The sequence below is a fragment of the Streptomyces sp. JNUCC 64 genome, assembly GCF_054484115.1.
In genome coordinates, this window is record NZ_CM137015.1 from 4,021,689 (window position 1) to 4,045,909 (window position 24,221).

Here is a 24,221-nt window from a genome sequence, read left to right on the forward strand (position 1 = left end):
ACTGAGCGGGCGGTGGCGGTGTTTCACGTGAAACACCGCCACTTCCCGTCAGAGATGGGTGACGTCCAGCTCGCCGTCCGCGTACCGCTTACGGATGACCTTCTTGTCGAACTTCCCCACACTGGTCTTGGGGACGGCCTCGACGAGGCTCCAGCGTTCCGGAAGCTGCCACTTGGCGACCTTGTCCGCGAGGAAGGTCCGCAGGTCCTTGAAGCCGACCGTGGCGCCCTCCTTGAGGACGACCGTGGCGAGGGGCCGTTCGCCCCACTTCTCGTCGGGTACGGCGACGACCGCCGCCTCCACGACCCCGGGGTGGGCCATGAGCAGGTTCTCCAGCTCCACCGACGAGATCCACTCCCCACCGGACTTGATGACGTCCTTGGCCCGGTCGGTGAGGGTGAGGTACCCGTCGGGGCTGATGGTGCCGACGTCACCCGTCTTCAGCCAGCCGTCCTCGCTGAACTTGTCGGCGGGACGCTGCGGTTCCCCGTCGGGCCCGCCGTAGTACGCGGACGCGATCCAGGGGCCCCGGACCTCCAGTTCGCCCGCCGAGCCGCCGTCCCAGGGCAGGAGGTTCCCGCCCGGGCCGCGTAGCCGCGCTTCGACGGAGGCCGGGAAACGGCCCTGGGTGAGGCGGTAGCCGAACTCCTCGTCGGTGCCGACGGCGTGCGCGGGCGGCCGGGCGATGGTGCCGAGCGGAGAGGTCTCCGTCATCCCCCAGGCGTGGCAGACCCGTACGCCGAGCGCGTCGAAGGCCGTCATCAGCGAGGCCGGACAGGCCGAGCCGCCGATGGTGACCTGGTTCAGGGAGGACAGCTCCCGTGGGCGGGCGGTGACCTCCGCGAGCAGGCCCTGCCAGATGGTGGGAACGGCGGCGGCGTGGGTGGGCCGCTCGGCCTCGATCATCGCGGCGAGCGGTCCGGGCTGGAGGAACCGGTCGGGCATCAGCAGGGAGAACCCGCTCATGAACGCGGCGTGCGGCAGTCCCCAGGCGTTCACATGGAACTGGGGCACCACGATGAGGCTGGTGTCGGCGTCCGTGAGCGCCATGGAGTGGGCCATGTTCACCTGCATCGAGTGCAGGTACACCGAGCGGTGGGAGAAGACGACTCCCTTGGGGTCCCCGGTGGTGCCGGAGGTGTAGCACATCGCGGCGGCCCGGCGTTCGTCCAGTACGGGCCAGTCGTAGCCGGTCGGCTTGCCCGCGATCAGCTCCTCGTAGTCGTGGACCTGCGGGGCGGCGCCGTCGAGCAGGGAACGGTCGCCCGGTCCGGACACCACGATGTGCTCCACGGTGGTGAGCCGGGGCAGCAGCGGGGCGAGCAGCGGGAGCAGGGAACCGTCCACCAGGACCACCCGGTCCGCCGCGTGGTTCACGATCCACGCGAGCTGCGCCGGGGGCAGCCGCAGGTTCAGGGTGTGGAGCACGGCGCCCATCGAGGGCGCGGCGAAGTACGCCTCGACGTGCTCGGCGTGGTTCCACATGAGCGTGGCGACCCGGTCGTCGTCGCGCACTCCGAGGTCGTCCCGGAGCGCGTGGGCGAGTCGCGCGGTCCGGGCCCCGATCTCGGCGAAGCTGCGGCGCCGGGGGCCGTCCTCCCCGGTCCAGGTGATCACCTGGGAGGAGGCGTGGACCGTCGCTCCGTGGTGCAGGATCCGGGAGATCAGCAGGGGTACGTCCTGCATGGTGCTCAGCACGGGGGCCTCCGGGAGACGCGATGGGTACGGCGGGGGCGGCGGGATCGCCGTCCGGGGTGACGCGGCGGGCGCGGAGCCGCCGGTGAGCCGATTCTGCGGTCGTCCCGGACGGTCTGTCACTACTGTCGGGGCGTCCGGGGTGACCTGGGCGGTGCGCGTCCATGGGCGCCCGGTGGCGTCCGGGCGGGCTCCGGAGCGGCTCCCGGTCGCTCCGGGAAGTCCCCCGCCGAACCCCGAGAGCCCTCCTCGGGGTCTCCACCTCCAGTAGGTAGGGCTGACCGCACTCCTACAACCTGAGGCGGACACCGCTTCGGGACCTGCGGGCGATCCGCCGGACGGGGGCCGAACCTAGCGTGGAGCCCATGACCGCAACCATCGCGCCCGTCTGCACCAGCGCATCGACGCCCGTGGCACCGATGACCACGGTTCCCGCGGCCCCGAACCCGATACCGGCCACCGTGACGCCCCTGAGGGCCCTGGCACCCGTCACCGCGACGGGCGGCTCCGCCCCGGCCCCGGTGGCCCATCTGACCTACCCCTCCTTCGCCTCGTACGTGCACGCCCGGGGCCCGGTCCTGCTGCGCACCGCCCGGTCGCTGACGGCGAACCCATGCGACGCGGAGGACCTGCTCCAGACCGCGCTGACGAAGACCTTCGTCGCCTGGGACCGGATCATGGACCACCGCGCCCTGGACGGCTACGTCCGCCGGGCGCTGGTGAACACCCGGACCTCCCAGTGGCGCAAGCGCAAGGTGGACGAGTTCGTCTGCGACGAGCTGCCCGAACCGGAGACGGTCCCGCTGGGCGACCCCGCCGAGCAGCAGGCACTCCGGGACGCGATGTGGCGGGCGATCATGAAGCTTCCGGCCCGGCAGCGCGCCATGGTCGTCCTGCGGTACTACGAGGACCTGAGCGAGGCGCAGACCGCCGAGGTGCTCGGGGTCTCGATCGGCACCGTGAAGAGCGCGGTCTCCCGCGCGCTGGGCAAACTGCGCGAGGACCCGGAACTCAAGGCCGCCTGAGCCCGCCCGGATCGCTCCCCGCACCCGTCCCGGACGGGCCGCGTCAGTCGGTGGGCGTACCGGTGGAGGAGCCGGTGCCGCCGGTGCCGCCGGTGTCGGCAGTGGTGCCGTCGCCGTGGCTGTCGCTGACGCCGTCGCCGATCAGCTCCGAAACGGTCCGTGGTGTCCAGTGCCCTGCGGCGCCCGGCGCTCGGGCCAGATAGCGGGCCACGTCCGCGGCGTCCCAGGCCCCGGTGTCGAGCAGCCCTCGGGCGAGATGGCGCAGATAGGCCGCGGCGGGGGTCGTCACCTCGACGTCCTCGGCCCGCCAGGGGGCGGTGAAGGTCAGGACGGGGAGCCCTTCCAGCGCTCCGGGGCAGACCAGCGTCTCGTACCGGCCGGAGCCCAGTGCCGCCCGCCCGTCGCGCAGGACCGCCGAGAGGTCGAGGTCGGTGCCCGGCCGCCGGTACATCTCCTGGGCCACGATGTCCGAGAACTGCCGCGCGGTGACGAGGTGGGCGCGCGCCCGGAGCACCGTCGGGGCGTCCGGGTCGTAGAAGGCCCTGCCGCCGGTCCACAGCGGTGACTCGGTCGCGAAGTACAGCCCGCCCGGCAGCAGTACGGGCACGGACCGTTCCGGCGGGCTGGGGTCACGGCACCCCGGGCACTCCCGGGCCGCTCCGGGCGGTCGTCCGCCGCGCAGGTAATGGGCGAGCCGTCCGGTGTCCATGTTGGACCCGTACGACGCGTACCAGACCCGTGCGCCGGGCACCCGGGGTCGCACGGGCGTGAGGGTGCGGGCGGTGCTCACGGTGACCCCCTGGGAACGTCACGACGAACGGGCCGGGCGGTGCTCCTCCAGTGGACCACCCGTTCAGGGAACGATGCCGTCAACGGCGCGGAAGAGGACGTAGAGGCCGTACAGCGCCAGGAGGACGCCCAGCGAACGGGTCCATCCCGGCAGTGCGGTGGCCCGGTGGACCCGCGTCATCCACCGGAGCCGGGTCACCGCGACCACCACGGCGAGCACGACGACCGCCTCGAACAGCCAGAACAGCACGGGCCGGTCGTCCGGCGCCGTGTTCCGGACACCGGCGTCACCGACGACGAAGAGGAGATAGGGGACGAGGAGCCGCACCGGTCCAAAGGCGTCCCGGACTTCCTCGCTCCGAACGGACTCACTCATGATTGCCTTCCGGTCTCAGGTGGATACGTGTGGAGGGAACGTGCGTCCACACGTATCGGAAGACCGTGTGGACGCACGCGGGTGTTCCACAGCCCGTGAGAGTGCTTCACGGGCTCCAAAGCATCAGAGGATGATCTCGATCAGCCACTCGACCACCGTCCTGACGGAAAGCACGCCACCGAGCGTCAGCGTCTTCTTCACCCAGCCGGGCAGGGTGTTCCACTTGGCGAGGAAGTAGGACTTCCCCTCCCTTGCCCAGTTGGTCAGCTTCTTCTTCCACGACTCGGGCAAGGAGTTGAAGGCCGACTTCAGCGCCCTCTTCCTGATCCTGTCCAGCCATCCCTGGGAACCGATGTCGTTGCCCGAGTAGAGGGCGGTGACCTGGGCCGGGGAGAGGCGGGAGTCCCTGATGAGCCGCTGCCCCGGGACCGAGTCGAGGTAACGGACGAAAGCCTGCTGGGACGCGGTGGAGCCGTATCCGCCCACGGTCACGTGAGAAGCGGCCCGGACGGACGGGACGGCGGACTGGGGGACGGCCTGCGCCGAGGTGGCCGCAGCGCCCAGCGTCACAGCGGATAGCGTGACGAGGGCACCTATGCGAACAGACCAGCGATTCACTATTCTGCTCCTTTGGGTATGACGGTGCGGGCGCTGCCGTCGACGCACTCATGGCCTGCAAACCGTGTGCGCCGAATGGGTGGTGCCCGCACCTCCTGGAATCTCCGCCCAGGAGGTGCCCAGACCGTAGCTTTTCGCGGTCAGCCCTTCTAGCGATTCAAAAATGACCTGCCGGTAATCAACGCATACGACAAAAAGGGTGAAGCGTTGATTACCTCAACAAGCCTTCCCGGCAAAAGGGTCTTATCGCTCGCGAACAAGCATGGAGTGTCAACCGGACTGTCCGGGACCGGCCGCCTGAAACCTCAAGTTCCGCTCAGAATTCCAGGCCGGCTTGTGCGCGGGGCGCGGCGGAACCACACAACGGCGCCGCCCGCGCGCCCGCCTGAACCGTCCCGCCACCCACGCCCTTGTACGTCCGCCTGGGAGGCCGACGCCGGGCGGGGCGGCCGGGCGGCCACAGGCCCCTGGCCCCTGGCCCCTGGCCCCTGGCCCCTGGCCCCTGGCCACAGGTTGGCCACACACCCTGGTCAAGAGCGGGACCCCAGCGACTCGGGGTGAGATGCCCCAAGCACGCGGAAGGGGTGCCCCGAACCGGGGCACCCCTTCCGACCTGCTATTTCGTTGAGGTGTGCGGAGACGGTGGGATTTGAACCCACGGTGACATCGCTGCCACGACGGTTTTCAAGACCGTTCCCTTAGGCCGCTCGGGCACGTCTCCCCGCGCCGTCCGCTGGGGGCGGCGCGGGGACAAGAGTAACGGGTCAGGTGCTGTCGCCCTCGCGTTCGCCCAGGACCACGTTGGTCGTACGTTCCTTGCCGTCGCGCTCGTAGGTGATTTTGACGGTGTCCCCCGGCTTGTGCGTCCAGATCGCACCGATGAGGGTCGGGCCGCTGTCGATCACCGTGTCGTTGAGCTTGGTGATGACGTCGCCGGACTGGAGGCCCGCCTTGTCCGCCGGGCCGCCGGGGGTGACGGCGTCCGAACCGTTCGCGCCCTCCTGGGTGATGGTCGCGCCCTCGCCGTTCTCCTCCAGCGAGACCGACGCCCCGATGACCGCGTAGACCGGCTTGCCCGTCTTGATCAGGGTCTGGGCGACGGTGGTGGCCTGGTTGATGGGGATGGCGAAACCGAGGCCGATGGAGCCCGCCTGGCCCGCGCCGCCCATTCCGCTGCCCGCCGACTGGATCGCGGAGTTGACGCCGATGACCGCGCCCCGGGCGTCCAGCAGCGGACCGCCCGAGTTGCCCGGGTTGATCGACGCGTCCGTCTGGAGCGCGCTCATGTACGACGCCTTGGTGTTGCCGCCGTCGCTGGAGGCCACCGGGCGGTCCTTGGCGCTGACGATGCCCGTGGTGACGGTGTTGGAGAGGCCGAACGGGGCGCCGATCGCGATGGTCGAGTCGCCGACGGCGACCTTGTCGGAGTTGCCGAGCGGCAGCGGCTTGAGGTCGTTCGGGGCGTCCTTCAGTTTGAGGACGGCGACGTCGTAGCCCTGGGCGCGGCCGATCACCTCGGCCGGGTACTTCTTGCCGTTGGAGAAGGTCGCGGAGAGTTCACCGCTGTCGGCCGCCGACGCCACCACGTGGTTGTTGGTGAGGATGTGGCCCTCGCGGTCGTAGATGAAGCCCGTGCCCGTACCGCCCTCGCCGTCACCGCCCTTGGCGTCGATGGTGACCACGCTGGGGAGCGCCCCGGCGGCGACGTTCGCGACGGTGCCGGGCTCGCGCTTCAGATCGGCCGGGCCCTCGGAGGCGGCGACCGTCGTCGATCCGGAGGAGTCGTCGTTGCTCTTCGCGGCCTGGTAGCCGATGCCGCCGCCCAGGGCGCCCGCGAACAGCGCCGCCGCGGCGACGGCCGCGACCAGTCCGCCGCGACGGCGACCGGGCGCCTTCCCCGGGTTCTCCGCCGTCCCCGCCGTCTCCGCCGGGTGGTACGAGGCGCCCCAGCCGCCCCCGTTCCCGGCTCCGGCCTCGGCGTACGCGGGCACGGCGGGCGGCGGCCACTGCTCGGTGGGCGGCACCGGTGACGCGGTCGGCGCGGTCGGCGGCGGGTACTCGCTCAGTGGCGTGGTCGGCGGACCCGCCGGTGCGACCGGGCCCGTCGGGGCGGGCGGGCTCGGCGGCGGATAGGAGGCGTAGGGCGCAGGGGCCGCGTCCGGGCGGGGCGGGGTGGCCCCCGGGACGGCGGGTCCGGAGGCGCCGTGCGCGGGGTCGGGGTGCGGCGCGGGCGGTGCGGCGGCCGGGGGCTGGGGCGCGGGAGGGGCCGCCGGGGCGGCGGCGTCCGGGGCGGTGGAGGCGTCCACCGGTGCGGGAGGCACGGGAGGCACGGACGGGGCGGGGGGTGCCGGGGTCACCGGGGTGCCCTCGTTCTCGGTGCTCACAGCTCTCTCTCCTCGGTCCACGGGTCTGTCGACGGTGCCGGTCGGTGGTTCGGGTCGGCGGTGCGGTCGACGCTTTCCATCGGCTTCGATCGGCGGTTTCGGGGCGGTGCTCTCGGGGGTGGTGCTTCCGGGCGGTGCTTTTGGGTGGTGCTTCCTGGTTGTCGGTCCGGCCGGTGGTCCCGCCGGTGGTCCGTCCGTTCCCAGTCGCTCCCGGTCCCGTTCGTTCCAGCCCCGGTCCTTCCAGTCCTTCCGTCCGTCCCAGGGGCGTCCGTTCCGGATCGTCGGGCCCGGGGTCCCGGGTCGTCCGTCCCGGCCGGGTGCCGGTCCGGTGGTCCGGCTCCGGTGCCCCGGTCCGCCGGGGGCCTCCGCCGTGGTCCGTCCATGGTCAGTCCGGTCCGCGGTGAAGACGGTTCCACGTAGCTTTTCCTACGCGGCATCAGGGCACCATAAGCCGATCCTGTGCGTACGATGACATTCTTTATGCCAGACATATGGGACACATCGCCGGAGGTCCCCCAGCCGGACGAGATCACCGTTCGTTCACACCACGGTGACCTGCGGATGGCACGATGACGCGGTGACCCACACACCCCGGCACCCGTCCCGTCCGGTCCAGGTGGTGGCCCACCGGGGCGCCTCCGAAGACGAGCCGGAGCACACCCTCGCCGCCTACCGGAAGGCCGTCGAGGACGGCGCCGACGCCCTGGAGTGCGATGTCCGCCTCACCGCCGACGGCCAGCTCGTCTGTGTGCACGACCGCCGCGTCAACCGTACGTCCAACGGCCGCGGCGCGGTGTCCGCCCTCGAACTGGCCGACCTCGCCGCCCTCGACTTCGGCTCCTGGAAGCGTCGCTCGGCGGGCCGGGAGGGCCCCGGCTGGGAGGAGAGCCCCGACTGGGAGGCCAGTCCGGACCGGGCGGACACCTCGGTCCTCACCCTGGAACGGCTCCTCGAACTGGTCGCCGACGCGGGACGGCCGGTCGAGCTGGCCATCGAGACGAAGCACCCCACCCGCTGGGCCGGGCAGGTCGAGGAACGCCTCCTCGTCCTGCTGAAGCGGTTCGGCCTCGACGCCCCGGACTCGGAGGAGACCTCCCCGGTCCGGGTGATGAGCTTCTCCGCCCGCTCGCTGCACCGCGTCCGGGCCGCCGCGCCGACGCTGCCGACCGTGTACCTCGCCCAGTTCCTGACCCCACGGCTGCGCGAGGGGCGGCTGCCGAAGGGGGTGCGGATCGCGGGCCCCTCGCTGCGCATCCTGCGCGGTCACCCGGAGTACGTGGCACGGCTCCGGGAGGCGGGCCACCAGGTGCACGTGTGGACCGTGAACGAGCCCTCGGACGTCGACCTCTGCGCCCGCCTCGGCGTCGACGCGATCATCACCAACCGCCCCCGCCAGGTCCTCGCCCAGCTCGGCCGGACCCACTGACCGGCTCCCCTCCCGTTCCCCATCCCCTTCTTCCTCTTTCTCTTTCTCTTCCGCTCCTATCGTTCTCCTTCTCCTCTTCCCTCCCTTTCCCCCCTTCCTCCCTTTCCCTCCGCCATCGCACCCCGTACGCCTCCGCCCCCCTGGTCCCGGGGCCTTCACCGGCCCCTTCCGGCGCCCGGCCGGGCGGAGCCACCGGGGCACCTCCGGACCCCGCGCCGGTCACGGGGTGTGCGCTGGCGCGTTCGCCCCGTGTCCAGTGGGCAGGAGTGCGACACCAGGGCCGGGCGGGCCGGTTTCCGGTCCAGTCCAATGGGGCATCCACACGGTGGCGTGGGGCGAAGGAGGTCTCGGGGGTGGCTTTGGTGGTGACACAGGAGGTGCCCACGTCGGCGAGCGTGGCCGTTCCCCACGGCCCCGCGGGCGTGGGACAGGCGAGGCGCCGGATGCGGGCGCAACTGCGTGGCGGCGGAGTGCCGGAAGCGGTCGTCGACGACGCGGTGCTGATCCTCTCCGAGCTGCTCAGCAACGCGTGCCGACACGGTCGGCCGCTGGGTGACGCGCTCGCGGGCGACGGGGACGTCCGGGCCGCGTGGCGGGCCGACGCCACGGGACGGCTGACGGTCGAGGTGACGGACGGCGGCGGCCCGACCCGCCCGGTTCCCTCGACGCCCTCGGTGACCGCCCACGGAGGTCGCGGGCTCAACATCATCACGGCCCTCGCGGAGGACTGGGGGGTCCGCGACAACGCCCGGGGCGAGGTGACCGTCTGGGTCGTGGTGCGCGGTGGCGTACGCCCGGCGCACTCGTCCGATGACTTCGCTACGCGCGTCACCACCCCACCGGCCACCCCGTCCACGGAGCTGTCCGGACTCCCCTCGCTGTCGTCCGGGCCGCTGCCCGGACTGCCCTCCGAACCGGACTTCGGCGACCTCGGTCACGACGGCGAGCCGGATTTCGGCGACCTCGGCCGCGATGATGGTGAACCGGACTTCGACGGCCTCGGGCAGGACGGTCCCGGGCGGGACGGAACCGGGCCGGGCGGAACCGGGTTCGACGGCCCGGGGCTGGACGGTCTCCGCCGCGACCTGGAACGCGACGCCTTCGGCCCGCTCGGACGAGGCCGCCCCTGACGGTCGGCGCCTCCGGTGCGCCCACGTCCCCGCGCGTACCCAGCGCCCGCGCCCCGCGCACCCGTCTTCGGCCGCGCGCTCCCCGGCGCCCGCGTGCTCACCCGCCCCGGCGCCCGACCCGGCCCGCACCCCGCCGACGACCGCCGCACCGCTCCGGCCATCGGGCAGCGGACATCGGCCGTGGGCAGCGGGCGCTCAGGTCCCTGAGCGCCCGAGCCTCCGAGCCCCTGAGCCCCCGTCCCCCGTGCCGCCACCGCGGGACGCGGCGCGGCGGCGGCGCCGTCGGTGTGAGCGGATAGGCTCGCGGAGTTACGAGACCAGCCGCGACCGGGAGACACGCACGATGGCCAAGAAGCGCCCCCAGACGAAGGCCAAGCCGCGCTCCGCCGGTGCCGACGACCGCAGCATCCCCGTCGTCGGAGCCCGCGAGCCCTGCCCCTGTGGATCGGGACGGCGGTACAAGGCATGCCACGGCCGCGCCGCCTCCCACGCGGCGACCGAGCTGGTCCAGCGCCCCTTCGAGGGGCTGCCCGGCGAGGGGGACTGGGTGGCGCTGCGCGAGCTGGTCCCGGCGGCGACCGCCGGGCTGACGCTGCGGGACGGCCTCCCGGAGGACGTGCCCTCGGTGACGCTGGCGACGGTCCTGCCGATGGCCTGGCCCGCGCTGCGCCGCGACGACGGCTCCGTCCTCCTCGGTGTCCAGAACGACACCTCCTCCGGGGACCTCAGCCGCGACCTCGCCGACACCCTGCTGCGTGCCCTGGAGGCGGAGCCGGGGACGCCCGTGCAGGGCCGCCGGGCCCCCGCCGACGGCCCCCGGCTCCAGGACCTGATCGCCCCGGACAGCGACTTCGCGCCCGTGGTGCACACCGGCTTCGAGTTCTGGGTGCCGGACGCGCGGAACGCCGCGCCGGACGTCGCCGCGTCCCTGGAGCGGGCCAACGAGGCGGCGATCCCCACGGTCAAGCTCACGAGCGTGGACGCCGCGTACTGGTGCGAGACCCCGGAGAAGAACCATCTGCGCTGGGTGATGCCCCACTCCGAGGAGGAGCTGCTCGACGCGCTCGCCCGGCTGCACGCGGCCGGGGCCTCCTCGCTGGGCGAGGGCACCCGTCTCGTCGGCTCCTTCCGGGCGCACGGTCTGACCGTCCCGGTGTGGGACCTGCCGACCGGCGTCACCGCCGAGGACGTGGAGAAGCCCGCCGCCGCGTTCGCGGAACGGCTGGCCGCCGCGCTCGCGGTGGACGCCCCGCTGACGCCCGAGGAGCGACGGGCGCGCGGCGGCCTCACGAACCGTCAGATCACCCTCAGCTGAGCCGGGTCGACCCGTCGGGGGCGGTGCGGGGGTCCGGACTCCCGCACCGCCCCCGACGGGCGGCGATCGGTCGGGGCCACTCCACCGGACCCGTCCCTCGCCGTTCCCGACCGGCCCCGGCCGTCCCGGACCGGGCGGCCCCGGTGGGGCACCCCGCGCGAACGGCGCGCGCCCCTCGCGGGCGCCCCGTCACTGACCGACCGGTCAGCACGGGAATGGGGTGACCCCTGTCACAACTACCCGCTCTCACGCGCGAATCGCTGTCCGAATAGACGACATCGAATTTGCGAACCGGCGATCTCTTGTTACGGTTCGGATAGCCCGGTTGCTGGTGCATCCCCCGTCGCCAGCAACCGGGCGTTCTCATGTCCGCGCCCGTTCCGGGCGCGCGCCGCGCGGCGTCCCGCATCCCACCAGCGTCTTCAACTCCCTCGTTGATCAACGCAGTTGTCATGCACACCCGCGAAAGGGCGAGCAGAGCACCCGTCGAGCACCGTCGTCCGTCCCGCGCGCCGCACTCCTCCGCCCCGGCGCCCTTCCACCGCCCGGCACCGCGTACGGGCGCCCGCTCCTTCCGTCCCGGCGACCCTCACGGACGCCCCAGGACCCTCACCCGACGCCGCCGCACCCCCGGAATCGGCCATATCCACGATCCCGGCGCCCCCCACCCCCGGAACCACCCCTTCCGGCCCGCGCGTTCTCATGCTCCCCGCACCCGTCGAACCTACGCGCCGCCGTACCGCCCGCACCCTCGCGGCGCCACGGCACGCGACGCACCGGCTCCCCCGGCGGGCGCGGCGGCTCCCGACCGCGCGTGCGTACGCGAACGTGCGAACGCGCACCCCGGGACCCCACCACCCACCGCCCACCGCCCACCGCCCACCGCCCACCGCCCACCGCCCACCGCACGAGGACGCACGACGGCCCCCGGGTGAGTCCACCCGGGGGCCGTCGTCGAACCGTTCTTCCGTCCGTCCCGGTCCTGCCGGTCCCGTACCGGTCGCGCGCCTGGCGCGAGTCCGGTCCGGTCCCGTCCGGTCCCGTGCCGTCCGTCGGTGTGCGGAGGGAACCGCGCGCCGTCGCGCGGGCCCGCGCGCCCGGCCTACACCTCGGGCGCGTTCACCTCCGGACGGACGAGCGCCTCCACGACGCCGTCCACCACGGCCTCGACGTCGGGCACCCAGGGCCGCGCGGAACCCGGCAGCGGGGCGCGCTCCCAGCGCACCTCTCCCGCGCCGGTCCCCGAGGGCGGCAGGGCGAGGTAACCGCCCTCACCGTGGAACCGGAGCGAACCGGGGACGTGGTCCTTCGCGTAGAGCAGTTCGCCCAGCCGTTCCAGTGAGTACGGGGCGACCAGCAGGGCCCAGCGCTCCGGGGTCGCCACGACGGGGCCGAGCCGGACGCCCGCCCGGTCGAGGGCGGTGAGGGCCCGGGCCGCCGCCAGGGCCGGGAGGCTGACGGCGCAGGGCGCGCCGCCGCCGGTGGCCAGCAGGACGGGCGCGGCGGGCCGGTTGGTCCACCACCAGCGCACCATCCGCTCGTCGGTGGTGGCCGCGAGCAGCCCGGGGTCGAAGGGGTGCGCGCCGGGCACCCCGCAGTCCTGGTCGGGGCAGGAACAGCCGCCACCGCGCGGCAGAGTCCCCACCCCCGGGAGTACGGGCCACCGCCAGTGCGTCGCGAAGGTCAGGGCCGCGCCGATGACCTCGGGCCTCCCGCCGTTGCGCCTGGACAGGAGCCCGCGTCGCCTTCCGAGGATCTCGCGCATGAGCGCTCGTTCCTTTCCTTGAACGCCGAAGACCACATCACAGCATGTGTCGATCAATTACCATGCGTATAACCGTGCGTACGAAACGGTGTTCCACCCTGCGTACGTGCGCGTCACACCCCTGCCCATGGCACGGGGAGCCCCGGGGGGCCGATCCTTGGGTGCGGCCGTTCCGCTGCCGCGTCTGTCGAGCTGGCCGTGGCGTCGGGCGACGGCGTGGGTCCGGTGCCGTCACGCGTCGTACTCGCTTGCCTGCCACGGAGGATGGGGCACGGTCACTGCTGGTGATGACGCCCGGTTCCGCCGCCAGGTTCCCCAAGGCGCGGTGTCGCGCGCCGGGCCACCCCTGGCCTTCACCGATTACGTACCCAACAAGACCGCTATGACGCTCCGTCGAACAATGCCAGTCGACCGCAATAGGCCGTTCCCTTGGGGCATTTTTGGCCAAGTTGTGACCTTCTCGATCGCCTCATGGACACCAGGGATATCAGCAGGACAATGCTGGACATCCCCTCTCCAGTGCGTGTAGATGTGGATACCTTGTCGACACGGCGGGAATGACAGGGGGTTTGCGATGCTATTCAGCAATACGCGCCGGCCCGGGAGCCGGACATCATGACTAATCCCCTTCCACCGAAAGTGGCCGGAATCGATTCCACGGTTCCCGCACCGGCCCAGACTGTCGCGCCGCTCCCATCCGTCACGCCGTCACCCGGCCCCGGGACCGGCCAGGCCACGGCGTCCCCGACGGCCGGGACGGCCACGGCCGACGGAGGCACGGCGCCCGGTCCGCCCGGCGAGGCGGCGCCCGCCGGGGCGGCCCTCCAGGACCGGCTGGCCGGTTGGGTGTCCGACCTCACCACCCTGCACGAGCTCATCGAACGACTGGCGCCCGTGACGACGGTCGAGGGCGCCCTGCGCGAGGTGCTGTGCGCCGGAGCCGCCCTCGTCGGCGCGCGCCGTGGGCTGGTCGTCCTGGAACCCGCCGACGGCCGGGGCCCGGACACCACGGTCGGACTGGGGCTCGCCCGCGCCGACATCGGCCATATCGAGACAGTTCCCCGGGGCTCGACGTCCTACGGGCGGATCCTCGACGCGACGGGCGGGGACCGGGCGATCGCCCAGCCCGACCTGCTCGCCGACGACGGACTGCACCCCCGGCACCGCGAGGTCGCCGCCCGCCTCGGGTACGCGGCCAGTTACGCGCTGCCACTGAGCGCCGGGGAGCCCGGTCGGCTCGGCGCCGCGGTGTGGCTGTACGACGAGCCCGCCGAACCCGACGAGCGCCAGCGCCGTCTCGTCGGCCGCTACGTCCGTCACGCCGGGGAGCACCTCGCCCGTCTCCTCGAACTGGAGCGGGCCCGCGCGACGGGCTCCGCGCTCGCCGGGGAACTGCTGCCGAAACGACTCTCCAGGGTGCCCGGGGTACGGCTCGCGGTCCGCCACCACAGCGGGCCGCGCGGCGGCGGGGACTGGTTCGACGCGCTGCCGCTGCCGGAGGGCGCGCTCGGGCTCTCGGTGGGCTCGGTGAACGGGTCGGGGCCGGGCGCGGTCGCCGCGATGGGGCGGCTGCGGGCCTCGCTGCGGGCGTACGCCGTGATGGAGGGCGAGGACCCGGTCGCGGTCCTGTCCGATCTGGAACTGCTGCTGCGGCTGACCGAACCGGCGCGCGGGGCGACCGCCCTGTTCGCGTACTGCGAGCCCGCCGCGCGCCGGATCGTCCTCGCGGGGGCCGGCCACTGTCCCCCGCTGGTCGTCGGCGCGCGGCGCACCGAGTACGTGGAGACCTCGCTGTCCGCGCCGCTCGGGATGCTGGCCTGCTGGGAGGCGCCGAGCGTGGAGCTGCGCCCCGAGCCCGGAGAAACGGTGCTGCTGTTCACCGACGGGCTGCTGCGGCGCACCGGGGAACCCATGGACCGGGCCTACGCCCGGCTGCACGGGGCGGCGGCGAGCGTGCCGGAAGAGGCGCGGAAGGACCCGGACGGGATCGTCGACCACGTGCTGCGGGCCGTGCTGCCCGGGGGGCTGGACGATCCGGAGAGCGACGAGGACGTCGTCCTGCTGGCCGCGCTGTTCGACTGAGGTTCCGCGCGCTGTTCGACTGACGTTCCGGCTGGCGTTCCGGCTGGCGTTCCGGCTGACGCACGGGGTCCGGGCGGCCGGACCCCGTCCCATGTACATGGCGACCACACAGAGCACGGCTTCCGGCCATGGGCCCCCTTCCGCACGACCGTACGATGGAGGGGGTCCAAAGCCGCATCCAAGGAGGAAGACCGTGTCGGAGGAGCTCAACCCGGAGACCGCTGAAACGCTCGCATACCCGGCGAACCCGGAGGAGCAGGGCGTCGCGGACGCTTCGGAGGGCACCGAGGAGGAGGAGCCGGTCAAGCAGCGCAAGAACGGGCTCTACCCCGGCGTATCCGAAGAACTGGCCGAAAGCATGCGGTCGGGCTGGGCGGACACGGAGCGCGAGGATCTCGCCCCCGTCCCCCAGGCGAACGAGACGGCCGCGCGGCGCGCGGCGCTGTCGGCGCGCTTCCCCGGTGAGCGCCTCGTCGTTCCCGCGGGCAATCTGAAGACCCGCTCGAACGACACCGAGTACGCGTTCCGCGCCTCGGTCGAGTACGCGTACCTCACCGGCAACCAGACCGAGGACGGCGTCCTCGTCCTGGAGCCCACCGCCACCGGGCACGACGCCACGATCTACCTGCTGCCCCGCTCCAACCGCGAGAACGGCGAGTTCTGGCTGGACGGCCAGGGCGAGCTGTGGGTCGGCCGCCGCGACTCGCTCACCGAGGCCGCCCGGCTGTACGGCGTGCCCGCCTCCGACGTCCGCGAGCTGGCGGGCGCGCTGCGCGAGGCCACCGGCCCGGTCCGGGTCGTGCGCGGCTACGACGCGGGGATCGAGGCCGCCCTCACCGACAAGGTGACCGGCGAGCGCGACGAGGAGCTGCGGGTCTTCCTCTCCGAGGCCCGGCTGGTCAAGGACGCCTTCGAGGTCGGCGAGCTGCAGAAGGCCGTCGACTCGACCGTGCGCGGTTTCGAGGACGTCGTGAAGGTGCTCGACAAGGCGCGGGCCACCAGCGAGCGGTACATCGAGGGCACCTTCTTCCTGCGCGCCCGGGTCGAGGGCAACGACATCGGCTACGGCTCGATCTGCGCCTCCGGCGCGCACGCCACCACCCTGCACTGGGTCCGCAACGACGGCCCGGTCCGCGCGGGCGACCTGCTGCTGCTGGACGCGGGCGTGGAGGGCCACACCCTCTACACCGCCGACGTCACCCGCACCCTGCCGGTGGACGGCACCTTCACCGCGCTCCAGAAGAAGATCTACGACGCGGTGTACGACGCCCAGGAGGCCGGGATCGCCGCGGTCCGCCCGGGCGCCAAGTACCGCGAGTTCCACGACGCCGCGCAGCGGGTGCTCGCCGAGCGGCTGGTGGAGTGGGGGCTCGTCGAGGGCCCGGTGGAGCGGGTGCTCGAACTGGGCCTCCAGCGCCGCTGGACGCTCCACGGCACCGGTCACATGCTCGGCATGGACGTGCACGACTGCGCCGCCGCCCGCACCGAGACGTACGTGGACGGCACCCTGGAGCCGGGCATGTGCCTGACGGTGGAGCCCGGTCTGTACTTCCAGGCCGACGACCTCACCGTGCCGGAGGAGTACCGGGGCATCGGCGTCCGGATCGAGGACGACATCCTCGTCACCGAGGACGGCAACCGGAACATGTCGGCCGCGCTGCCGCGCCGGTCCGACGAGATCGAGCTGTGGATGGCGAAGCTCCAGCGCGAGGGCTGACCCCCGCGGCACGCCGCGTCGCCGCGCCGTCCCGCCGTCCCCCGCGCCCCTTTCGGGGTTGCCTCTTGGGGTGCGTTGTCTTCTGCGGGATGTCGTGGGTCGCTCGCGCCGTTCCTCGCGCCCCTTCGGTGCGCCCCGTCAGGGGCGCGGGGAACTGCGCGAGGAACCCATCACCGGCCGGTGGACGGGGAACGAGCTGCGGGAGCGGACCCCAGCGCACCCGCACAGGGCGGCGCACCCCGGCCGGGGCGCACCGAAGGGGCGCGGGGAACTGCGCGAGCGACCCCTCACCGGGCCGTCGTGTCGTCGCGCCGCTTGGAACACCCGCCCCCGTCCCCGGCCCCACCGGCCGGGGGCGGGGGCGTTCCCGTGTCGGGGTCCGGCGCCCCGTACCCTTGGCGGCCTCGCGCCCCACGGGGGACCGGCGCACTCGGCCCCGCCGCCCCGGCGGCCCCGCTACCCTGACGGCCTCGGGCGCCCGCGGGGGGACGGCGAGGGGGACCGGCGTCAGGGCCGGACCCGTCCTCGCGGCACGTGTCCGGACGGAGGCGACGCGTGATCGAGCTGACCGACCCCCGACTCGTCGAGACCGACCTGGTCCTGACCCCGGCGGATCTACTGCGGGACGACGCCCCGGACGGCGCCCCCGACGCGCCGCTCGCCGGACGGGTGCGGCTCGGCGGACCGCACGCGCTGCGGCTGACGCCCGACGAACTCGCCGCCGATCCGGACCTCGCCCGCTACGCCGCCGACCAGGCCGCCCTGTACGACCACTACCTGGTCCGGCTCTCGCTCACCTTCGCCACCGAACCCCGCCGCCCCCGGCTGGAGTTCGCCCATGTCGCGCTGACGCTGTCGTCCACCGCCTGGGCGCCGCCGCCCGTCGCGCACTCCATGGACCCGCTGCGGATCACCGACCCCGTCCAAGTGCAGCGGGTGCGCCGGATCGGGCCGCAGCTGTCCCTGCTCGGCGCGGACGCCTCCCTCGGCGAGGTGGGCCGCACCGTCGCCTTCACCAGCAACCAGCCCCTCGTCCAGGCGCTGGACCCCGGCGGCTCCACCCCCGCCTGGGAGTTCCGGCGCACCGAGGCCACCGAGCTGACCGGCAGCCATCCGCTGAGCCTGGTGGTCCGCTGCGGAGCCGGGGCGGCGACCGAGCTGAGCTGCACCGTCACCGCCGGGGTGAAGGCGCCCCTGCTGCGGCGCTACCACCGCAGGCTGCCCGACCCGCTGCGGCTGGAGACCGTGCTCTGAACGGTCGGCCCGGGCAGGGGACGGGACGGCGGGGGTGCCGTGGCGCCGTCAGGCCATCGCCAGCGGGGCGCCCTCGCACCACTTGAGGTTCTTGTCGAAGCTGACGACCGCGCCGCCGGGGCCCGGCCGGTTGGCGAAGTGGACGTGGTCGGCGAGTTCGCGGATGATCCGCAGCCCCCTTCCGTGCTCGGCCTCGTCCTCGACCGCCCCCGGCACCGCCCCCGGCCGCGCGTCCTCCGGTACCGCGTCACCCACCCGCACGGGCCCGGTCGCGGGAGCCGGACTCCCCCCGGCGACCGGCCCGGTCGGCCCCGCCGCCGCCGCAGGGGACGCCTCCCCCGCCCTTGCCGGGGCCGCGTACGGGCCGGGGCGGGGGCCGACGGGGAAACCGGGACCCGAGTCGGTGACCTCGATCCGGCACTTCTCGCCGTCCAGGTAGGCCGTGACCCGGTACGCGCCCGAGGCGCCGCCGGGGTGCGGGGCCCCTCCGTGCTCCACCGCGTTGGCGCACGCCTCGCTGAGCGCCACCGAGACCTCGTAGCAGACCTCCGGGTCCACCCCCGCCGTCTCCATCGTGCGCATCAGCAACCGCCGTGCCAGCGGGACGCTCGCGGCGTCGCGCCGCAAGTGGACAGACCACGAGATGCTCATGCTCCTGCCTCCCGGCCACGGCTCGACATACCGTTACGTATTGCCATCAGGGCGTGACGGCAATCGCGCGGCCGACGTGATGCCGCCCATACGGCCGACCGGCGCCCGGGACGGCACCGACCCGCCCGGACGGACCCCGCGCACCAGGGGCCACCGGCGAGGACGGGTGCCCCATCCGTACCGGGCCGGGTGCGCCCGGACGGGGGACGGACGGCGCCCGGCCGGGTCACGCGCCGGGAGCCGCCCCGGCCGTACCCGTCCCGACCCCCCAGTGGGATGATGACCCGGCCATGACTGCCCCCCACCGGTACGAGGAACGCGCCGGGAGAGACCTCCGGCTGCTGCGGGCCGCGGTGTTCGCCGCGGTCTGCGTCGTGCTGTCCGCGGCGGGGCACGTCCTGGCCTCGTACGAGACCGTCCCGCCATGGACGGTGGCGGCCGGGTTCCTCGGGGTGTTCGCGGTGGCCGTGCCGCTCGCCGGACGGGCCCGTTCCCTGCCGGGGATCGCCGCGCTGCTGGCCGTGGGCCAGCTGGTGCTGCACTCCGTCTTCGGCGTCGGCCAGCACGGCGGGACCGGGGTGACGGGGGACTCCTCCCTGATCGCCCAGGCCGCCCAACTGGTCTGCGGGGCGGGCGCCTCGACCATGGGACCGGCCCAGGCCCAGCGCGTGCTGGAGGTCTCCGGCGTGCTGCCGGGCGCCGCCACGGGCCCGGCCCACCACCTGGACGACCCGGGCGCCGCCGGACTCGCCGGACTGCTGCCCACCCTGCCGATGCTGCTCGGCCACCTCCTGGCCGCCCTCGCAGCGGGCTGGCTGCTGCGCCACGGCGACCTCGCCCTGGTCCGGCTCGCCCGTCTCTCGGCGCAGGGCGTCGCGGCGGGCGCCACGGTCCGCGCGCTGCGAGCCGCCCTCGCCCTGGTGCGGGCGCAGCTCGCCGGGCTGACCGGGGTCCCCGGCACCGGTCCCGCCGTGCCGCCCGCCGACCGGTCCTGGGTGCCGTGGCCCCGGGCCGAGGCGCTCCAGCACACGGTGATCCGGCGGGGTCCGCCGGTCATGACGGCCGTCGGCGCGTGATCCGCGTCCCGGCGCACCGGTCCGGCACCCCCGGCCGGTGAGCCCGGGCGGCACCGCGTCCGGCCGCCGCCCGCACCGCTCCCGTACCCGTCACCCGTGCCCGGACCGCGTCCACCGTCCGGACGTCCGTCACGCGTAGCGCACCGCCGCGCGTGGGTCGTCGTCCGTCCGGCGAACGCGCCGCCACCGGGTGTCCGTCCGCACCGCGCGTCCCGCGCGGGGCACGCCCGTACCTCCCGTACGCCCGTACCTCCGTACGCCCGCGCGTCCGTCGTGCCGCACCGTCCGTCGTGCCGCGCGTCCGTGCCCCGGAGGACGGCGTCCGCGTCAGGACGACGGGTTGCGGACGGTGTGCGGCGGGGAGCCGGTACCGGCGGATCACCCCGTACAGGCCACCAGCGCCCGGCCGTCCGCGTCTTCCCGGACGAAACCGCACGGCGCGCCGTCGTGGCCACCCGTCCGTCATGACCCGCACCACCGAAACAGCCATGGAGAGCCATGGCGACTGGAGTGTCTTCCGCGATGAACAAGACCCGTGTGCTGCTGACCGCCGCCACCACCGTGGCCGCCGCGTTCGCGCTGTCGTCCCCCGCGTTCGCGCACGTCACCGTGCAGCCCGACGGAGAGGCCGCGAAGGGCGGCTACGCCACGATCGGCTTCAAGGTGCCGAACGAGCGCGACGACGCCTCCACCACCAAGCTGGAGATCTCCTTCCCGGCCGACCAGCCGCTCGCGTCCGTGCTGCCGCAGCCGGTGGCGGGCTGGAAGGCCAAGGTCACCAAGAGCAAGCTCGACAAGCCGCTCAAGGTGCACGGCAACGAGATCACCGAGGCCGTCACCAAGGTCACCTGGACCGCCGAGGGCAAGGGCATCGAGCCCGGCTTCTTCCAGCGGTTCCCGCTCTCCGTCGGCCAGCTCCCCGAGGACAGCGACCAGCTGGTCTTCAAGGCCCTCCAGACGTACTCCAACAAGGAGGTCGTCCGCTGGATCGAGGTGCCGCAGGAGGGTGCCGAGGAGCCCCGGTTCCCGGCGCCCGTGCTGGAGCTGAGCGACGCCGAGGACGGCCACCACGGCGGTGCCTCGGGCGACTCGGCCAAGGAGGACGCCGAGGACGCGGCCGACGAGAAGGCCGAGGAGAAGGCGGAGAAGGACGGGAAGTCCGAGAAGGACGGTCACGGCCACGACGACGACGCGAAGGACGAGGCGTCCTCCTCGCACGGCAGTGACACCACCGCCCGGGTGCTCGGCGTCGCGGGCATCGCCGTCGGCGCGGCCGGAGTCGCCTTCGGCGTGCTCGCGGGCCGCCGTCGCGGCGACGCCCGGAGCTGACCCGCCCCGGGTCACCGAGCCGGCCCACCCCGGTCGGCTCTGGCCCGTCCCGGGTCGCGGAACCGACCCGTCCCGGGTCGCGGAACCGCTGACCCACCCCCGGGTCACGAGCTGACCCACACCCCCGGTCCCGGGCCCGGCGCCATCCGCCGGGTCCGGGGCCCGACCCCCGGGCGGACCGGGCCCGTCGGCCCCTCCCCGGTCCGGCCGACGGCCATGGACCGCCCCTCTGGAGAATTGCCCCATGCGTACCAAGAAGACCCTCGTCGCCGCCGCCCTGCTCGCCACCGCCGCCCTCACCCTGTCCGCCTGCGGTGGCGGCGGGAAGGACGACGACTCCACCAAGGCGGTCGCCGTGGAAGCGGAGCAGACCAAGGAGAAGGCGGGCACCGTCCTCGACAACCCCTTCGCCAAGCCCGACCTCGTCCTCACCGACACCAAGGGCAAGCCCTTCGACCTGCGGGCCGCGACCAAGGGCAAGCCGACGCTCCTCTACTTCGGCTACACCAACTGCCCCGACGTCTGTCCGCTGACCATGGGCAACATCGCCCAGGCCAAGAAGCAGCTCCCCAAGGCCGACCAGGACGCGCTCCAGGTCATCCTGGTGACCAGCGACCCCGAGCGGGACACCCCCAAGTCCCTCGGCGCCTGGCTGAAGGCCCAGGACCCGGCGTTCACCGGGCTGACCGGCGACTTCGACACCATCCAGGCCGGGGCCCGTCAGCTCGGCATCGCCATCGACCCGCCGAAGAAGAACGCCGACGGCAAGATCGAGTCGACGCACGGCAAGCAGGTCATCGCCTTCTCCCCGAAGACGGACAAGGGATACGTCCTCTACAACGGCGAGACGACCTCCATCGACGACTACGCCCGGGACCTGCCCAAGCTGATCAAGGGGGAGAACCCGTGATCCGCCCCGGCCGCCGCACCGACCGTCCCGACCGACCCGACCGCCCGGTGGCCCGCCCCGGCCGCCGGACGGCCCTCGTCACCACCGCCGTCGTCACCGCCGCCGGACTGCTGCTGACCGGCTGCGGGGGCGGCGCCACCGCCTCCGACGGCGCGCCCGAGCTGACCGTCGAGGGCGCCTACGTCCCCGCGCCGCCCACGAAGTCGCTGGCGGCCGGGTACTTCGTCGTCACCAACTCCGGCGGCGCCGACGCCCTCACCTCCGTCACCAGCGACCTCGCCGACGAGGTCACCCTGCACAGCACCAAGGACGGGCGGATGCGGGAGCGGCGCTCGCTGGAGGTGCCCGCCGACGGCCGGCTGGAGCTGGCGCGCGGCGGCAACCACCTGATGTTCGAGGGCCTCACCCGCAAGCCCGTCCGGGGCGACACCGTGACGCTGCGGCTGCGCTTCGAGAAGGCGGGCGTCGTCACCGTGAAGGCACCCGTCCGCGAGGCCACGTACAACCCGGCGCACACCGGGTCGTCGTCGCCGTCGTCCGCCGCCGACCACCACTGAGGGAGGGCCCCACCGTGCGGACCGTCGTTCCCCGTCTGGGAACCGTGCTCCTGCTGTTCCTGTCCGTCACCGGCGCGCTGCTGGCCGCCGCCGCGCCCGTCTCCGCGCACGCCGCGCTCACCGGGAGCGTCCCGGCACGGGGATCGGTGGTCGAGGAGGCGCCCGAGCAGGTCTCGGTGACCTTCTCCGAGAACGTGGCGCTGGCCGACGACTCCCTGCGGGTGCTCGACCCGCGGGGCGACCGCGCCGACACCGGACCGACCATGGAGAGCGGCACCAACGCGTACTCCGTGAAGCTGAAGCCGGGGCTGCCCGGCGGCACCTTCACCGTCGCCTACCAGGTCGTCTCGGCCGACAGCCACCCCGTCGCGGGCGCCTTCACCTTCTCGGTGGGCGCCCCCTCCGAGACGGCCGTCTCGCTGCCCGACCAGAGCGCGGGCGGCGGGGCCGTCGGCATCCTCTACGACCTCGGACGGTACGTGTCGTACGCGGGGTTCACGCTCATGGCGGGCGGGGCGGCCTTCGTCCTGGTCTGCTGGCCGCGCGGGTCGGGCGTGCGGTCCGTGCAGCGGGTGGTGGTCGGCGGCTGGCTCGCGCTCGCCGCCGCGACCCTGTCCCTGCTGCTGACGCGCGGCGCCTACACCCGCTCCGGCTCGCTCGGTGACGTCTTCGACCTGGCGCTCCTCGGCGAGGTCCTCCAGACGAAGACCGGCGCGGCCCTCGTCTCCCGGCTGCTGCTGCTCGCCGCCGCCGCGCTGTTCATCGCGGTGCTGTTCGGCACCTACGCCCGCGCGGTCGCGGGCCGCCCGGAACCGGGCACGGACCCCGCGTCCACGGGCTCCGGGACCGGCTCGACGGGTACGGAATCCGGTGCGGACGGGGACGGGGCCCGGCAGCGGGACCTGACCTTCGGGCTGGCGGTCGGCGGAGTGGTGGTGTCCTCCGGGATAGCCGCGACCTGGGCGCTCTCCGAGCACGCCTCGACCGGTATCCAGACCGGGCTGGCCATGCCCCTGGACGTGGTGCACCTGCTGGCCGTCGCGGCCTGGCTGGGCGGACTCGTCACCCTGCTGACCGCCCTGTACCGGGCCCCCTCGCTGGACGCCGGGGCGGTCCGCCGCTTCTCCTCGGTCGCCTTCGGCAGCGTCGTCGTCCTCGCCGTGACCGGGCTCTACCAGTCCTGGCGCCAGGTCGGCAGCTGGTCGGGGCTCACCGGCACCGAGTACGGACGGCTGCTGCTGCTCAAGGTGGCGCTGGTCGCGGTGGTGCTCGCCGTCGCCTGGTTCTCCCGCCGCTGGACCGCCCGGCTGGCCGGGGGCCCGGCGTCGGTGGGCGCCTCCGGGGACGGGACGGACGACCCGTCCGGCGCCCCCTCCGGCACCACCGGCACCACCGGCACCACCGGGACCGCTGACGCCCCGGACGTCCCCGGCACCGCCGACGCCGGGGCGTCCGGAGCCCCCGGCGGCGAGCGGGCCGTCCAGCTCGCCCGGCAGCGGGCCGCCGTGGCCACCGCCCGGGTCAAGCGGGCCCGCGACGCCGACCCCGCCCGCGCGGGGCTGCGCCGCTCGGTCCTCGCCGAGACCGCCGTCGCCGTGGTGCTGCTCGCGGTGACCACCGCGCTCACCGCGACCGAGCCCTCCCGCACCGAGGAGGCCGCCGAACGGGCCGCCGCGAGCGCCGGGGCCGCGCGCTCCGGACCGCTCGCCGTGAAACTGCCGTTCGACACCGGCGCCCGGAACGGCAAGGGCGTCGCGCTGATCGAGCTGGACCCCGGGCTGACCGGCACCAACGCGCTGCACGTCTACGTCGAGCGGCCCAACGGGAGCGGCTTCGAGGTGCCCGAGGTCCAGGTGGCCTTCACCGAGAAGAAGAAGGACATCGGCCCGCTGACCGTCGCCCCGGACCGGGTCGCCACCGGACACTGGAGCGCGAGCGGGGTACAGCTCCCCGTGGCGGGCGAGTGGGAGGTCGCGGTGACGGTACGGACCTCCGACATCGACCAGGTCACGGTGAAGAAGAACGTGAAGATCGGCTGAACCATGGCGGACCGCACCACCCCGAAGAAATCCCGCGCCACGGCGGCGTCCGGCCCCCGGACGCCGCCCGGCTCCCAGAAGGC

At 73.9% G+C, this 24,221-nt stretch carries 18 protein-coding genes, 1 tRNA gene and 1 pseudogene; 12 read left to right on the forward strand and 8 right to left on the reverse strand.

Annotated elements, in window-relative coordinates; translation table 11 throughout:
- Positions 1–48 precede the first annotated feature (48 nt).
- The gene (locus ACVWNX_RS16515; RefSeq protein WP_454407837.1) at positions 49–1,698 is read right to left on the reverse strand and encodes a long-chain fatty acid--CoA ligase; all 1,650 of its coding nucleotides are present in this window, start codon (positions 1,696–1,698) and stop codon (positions 49–51) included.
- A 362-nt stretch (positions 1,699–2,060) separates the two neighbouring features.
- On the opposite strand from ACVWNX_RS16515, the gene ACVWNX_RS16520 reads away from it, so the two are divergent.
- Positions 2,061–2,720 carry a SigE family RNA polymerase sigma factor gene (locus ACVWNX_RS16520; RefSeq protein WP_454407838.1) on the forward strand — a complete coding sequence of 220 codons (660 nt, stop codon included), beginning with the start codon at positions 2,061–2,063 and terminating at the stop codon, positions 2,718–2,720.
- 43 nt (positions 2,721–2,763) lie between these two features.
- On the opposite strand, the gene ACVWNX_RS16525 is transcribed toward ACVWNX_RS16520, so the two are convergent.
- The 5 genes from ACVWNX_RS16525 to ACVWNX_RS16545 all read right to left on the reverse strand — a co-directional run bounded on the left by ACVWNX_RS16525 (position 2,764) and on the right by ACVWNX_RS16545 (position 6,887).
- On the reverse strand, positions 2,764–3,510 hold the full coding sequence (locus tag ACVWNX_RS16525) for a histone deacetylase (RefSeq protein WP_454407839.1): 747 nt from the start codon (positions 3,508–3,510) through the stop codon (positions 2,764–2,766).
- A 63-nt stretch (positions 3,511–3,573) separates the two neighbouring features.
- Positions 3,574–3,885, reverse strand: a complete 312-nt coding sequence (locus ACVWNX_RS16530) for a hypothetical protein (protein ID WP_454407840.1) — start codon at positions 3,883–3,885, stop codon at positions 3,574–3,576.
- A gap of 123 nt (positions 3,886–4,008) precedes the next feature.
- Complete coding sequence (locus tag ACVWNX_RS16535; RefSeq protein WP_454407841.1) at positions 4,009–4,455, reverse strand: hypothetical protein; 447 nt, start codon at positions 4,453–4,455, stop codon at positions 4,009–4,011.
- A 682-nt stretch (positions 4,456–5,137) separates the two neighbouring features.
- Positions 5,138–5,224 (reverse strand) — tRNA-Ser (locus tag ACVWNX_RS16540).
- Positions 5,225–5,267: 43 nt separating this feature from the next.
- The gene (locus ACVWNX_RS16545) at positions 5,268–6,887 is read right to left on the reverse strand and encodes a S1C family serine protease (protein ID WP_454407842.1); all 1,620 of its coding nucleotides are present in this window, start codon (positions 6,885–6,887) and stop codon (positions 5,268–5,270) included.
- Positions 6,888–7,464: 577 nt separating this feature from the next.
- Here ACVWNX_RS16545 and ACVWNX_RS16550 point away from each other — a divergent pair.
- From ACVWNX_RS16550 to ACVWNX_RS16560, 3 genes and pseudogenes are all read left to right on the forward strand, one after another.
- A complete protein-coding gene (locus ACVWNX_RS16550) occupies positions 7,465–8,313 on the forward strand; it encodes a glycerophosphodiester phosphodiesterase (protein ID WP_454407843.1) in 849 nt (282 codons plus the stop codon).
- Between the two features lie 266 nt (positions 8,314–8,579).
- Positions 8,580–9,248, forward strand: a pseudogene (locus tag ACVWNX_RS16555) (ATP-binding protein); the annotation flags it as partial.
- Positions 9,249–9,786: 538 nt separating this feature from the next.
- On the forward strand, positions 9,787–10,758 hold the full coding sequence (locus ACVWNX_RS16560) for a DUF5926 family protein (protein WP_454407844.1): 972 nt from the start codon (positions 9,787–9,789) through the stop codon (positions 10,756–10,758).
- Positions 10,759–11,860: 1,102 nt separating this feature from the next.
- Here ACVWNX_RS16560 and ACVWNX_RS16565 read toward each other — a convergent pair.
- Complete coding sequence (locus tag ACVWNX_RS16565; protein ID WP_454407845.1) at positions 11,861–12,523, reverse strand: bifunctional DNA primase/polymerase; 663 nt, start codon at positions 12,521–12,523, stop codon at positions 11,861–11,863.
- Positions 12,524–13,138: 615 nt separating this feature from the next.
- Between ACVWNX_RS16565 and ACVWNX_RS16570 the strand changes: the two genes are divergently transcribed.
- The 3 genes from ACVWNX_RS16570 to ACVWNX_RS16580 all read left to right on the forward strand — a co-directional run bounded on the left by ACVWNX_RS16570 (position 13,139) and on the right by ACVWNX_RS16580 (position 17,576).
- Positions 13,139–14,605, forward strand: a complete 1,467-nt coding sequence (locus tag ACVWNX_RS16570; RefSeq protein ID WP_454407846.1) for a PP2C family protein-serine/threonine phosphatase — start codon at positions 13,139–13,141, stop codon at positions 14,603–14,605.
- 193 nt (positions 14,606–14,798) lie between these two features.
- Positions 14,799–16,322, forward strand: a complete 1,524-nt coding sequence (locus ACVWNX_RS16575) for an aminopeptidase P family protein (RefSeq protein ID WP_454407847.1) — start codon at positions 14,799–14,801, stop codon at positions 16,320–16,322.
- Positions 16,323–16,877: 555 nt separating this feature from the next.
- On the forward strand, positions 16,878–17,576 hold the full coding sequence (locus tag ACVWNX_RS16580; RefSeq protein ID WP_454407848.1) for a hypothetical protein: 699 nt from the start codon (positions 16,878–16,880) through the stop codon (positions 17,574–17,576).
- Positions 17,577–17,624: 48 nt separating this feature from the next.
- On the opposite strand, the gene ACVWNX_RS16585 is transcribed toward ACVWNX_RS16580, so the two are convergent.
- Positions 17,625–18,227 (reverse strand): ATP-binding protein, encoded by a 603-nt coding sequence (locus ACVWNX_RS16585; RefSeq protein WP_454407849.1) that lies wholly within the window; start codon positions 18,225–18,227, stop codon positions 17,625–17,627.
- 290 nt (positions 18,228–18,517) lie between these two features.
- Between ACVWNX_RS16585 and ACVWNX_RS16590 the strand changes: the two genes are divergently transcribed.
- From ACVWNX_RS16590 to ACVWNX_RS16610, 5 genes are all read left to right on the forward strand, one after another.
- Positions 18,518–19,303 carry a hypothetical protein gene (locus tag ACVWNX_RS16590; RefSeq protein WP_454407850.1) on the forward strand — a complete coding sequence of 262 codons (786 nt, stop codon included), beginning with the start codon at positions 18,518–18,520 and terminating at the stop codon, positions 19,301–19,303.
- Between the two features lie 522 nt (positions 19,304–19,825).
- Positions 19,826–20,632 (forward strand): YcnI family copper-binding membrane protein, encoded by an 807-nt coding sequence (locus tag ACVWNX_RS16595; RefSeq protein ID WP_454407851.1) that lies wholly within the window; start codon positions 19,826–19,828, stop codon positions 20,630–20,632.
- A gap of 244 nt (positions 20,633–20,876) precedes the next feature.
- Complete coding sequence (locus ACVWNX_RS16600) at positions 20,877–21,542, forward strand: SCO family protein (protein ID WP_454407852.1); 666 nt, start codon at positions 20,877–20,879, stop codon at positions 21,540–21,542.
- A gap of 47 nt (positions 21,543–21,589) precedes the next feature.
- Positions 21,590–22,099, forward strand: a complete 510-nt coding sequence (locus ACVWNX_RS16605; protein WP_454414798.1) for a copper chaperone PCu(A)C — start codon at positions 21,590–21,592, stop codon at positions 22,097–22,099.
- Positions 22,100–22,113: 14 nt separating this feature from the next.
- A complete protein-coding gene (locus tag ACVWNX_RS16610) occupies positions 22,114–24,138 on the forward strand; it encodes a copper resistance CopC/CopD family protein (RefSeq protein ID WP_454407853.1) in 2,025 nt (674 codons plus the stop codon).
- Positions 24,139–24,221 lie beyond the last annotated feature (83 nt).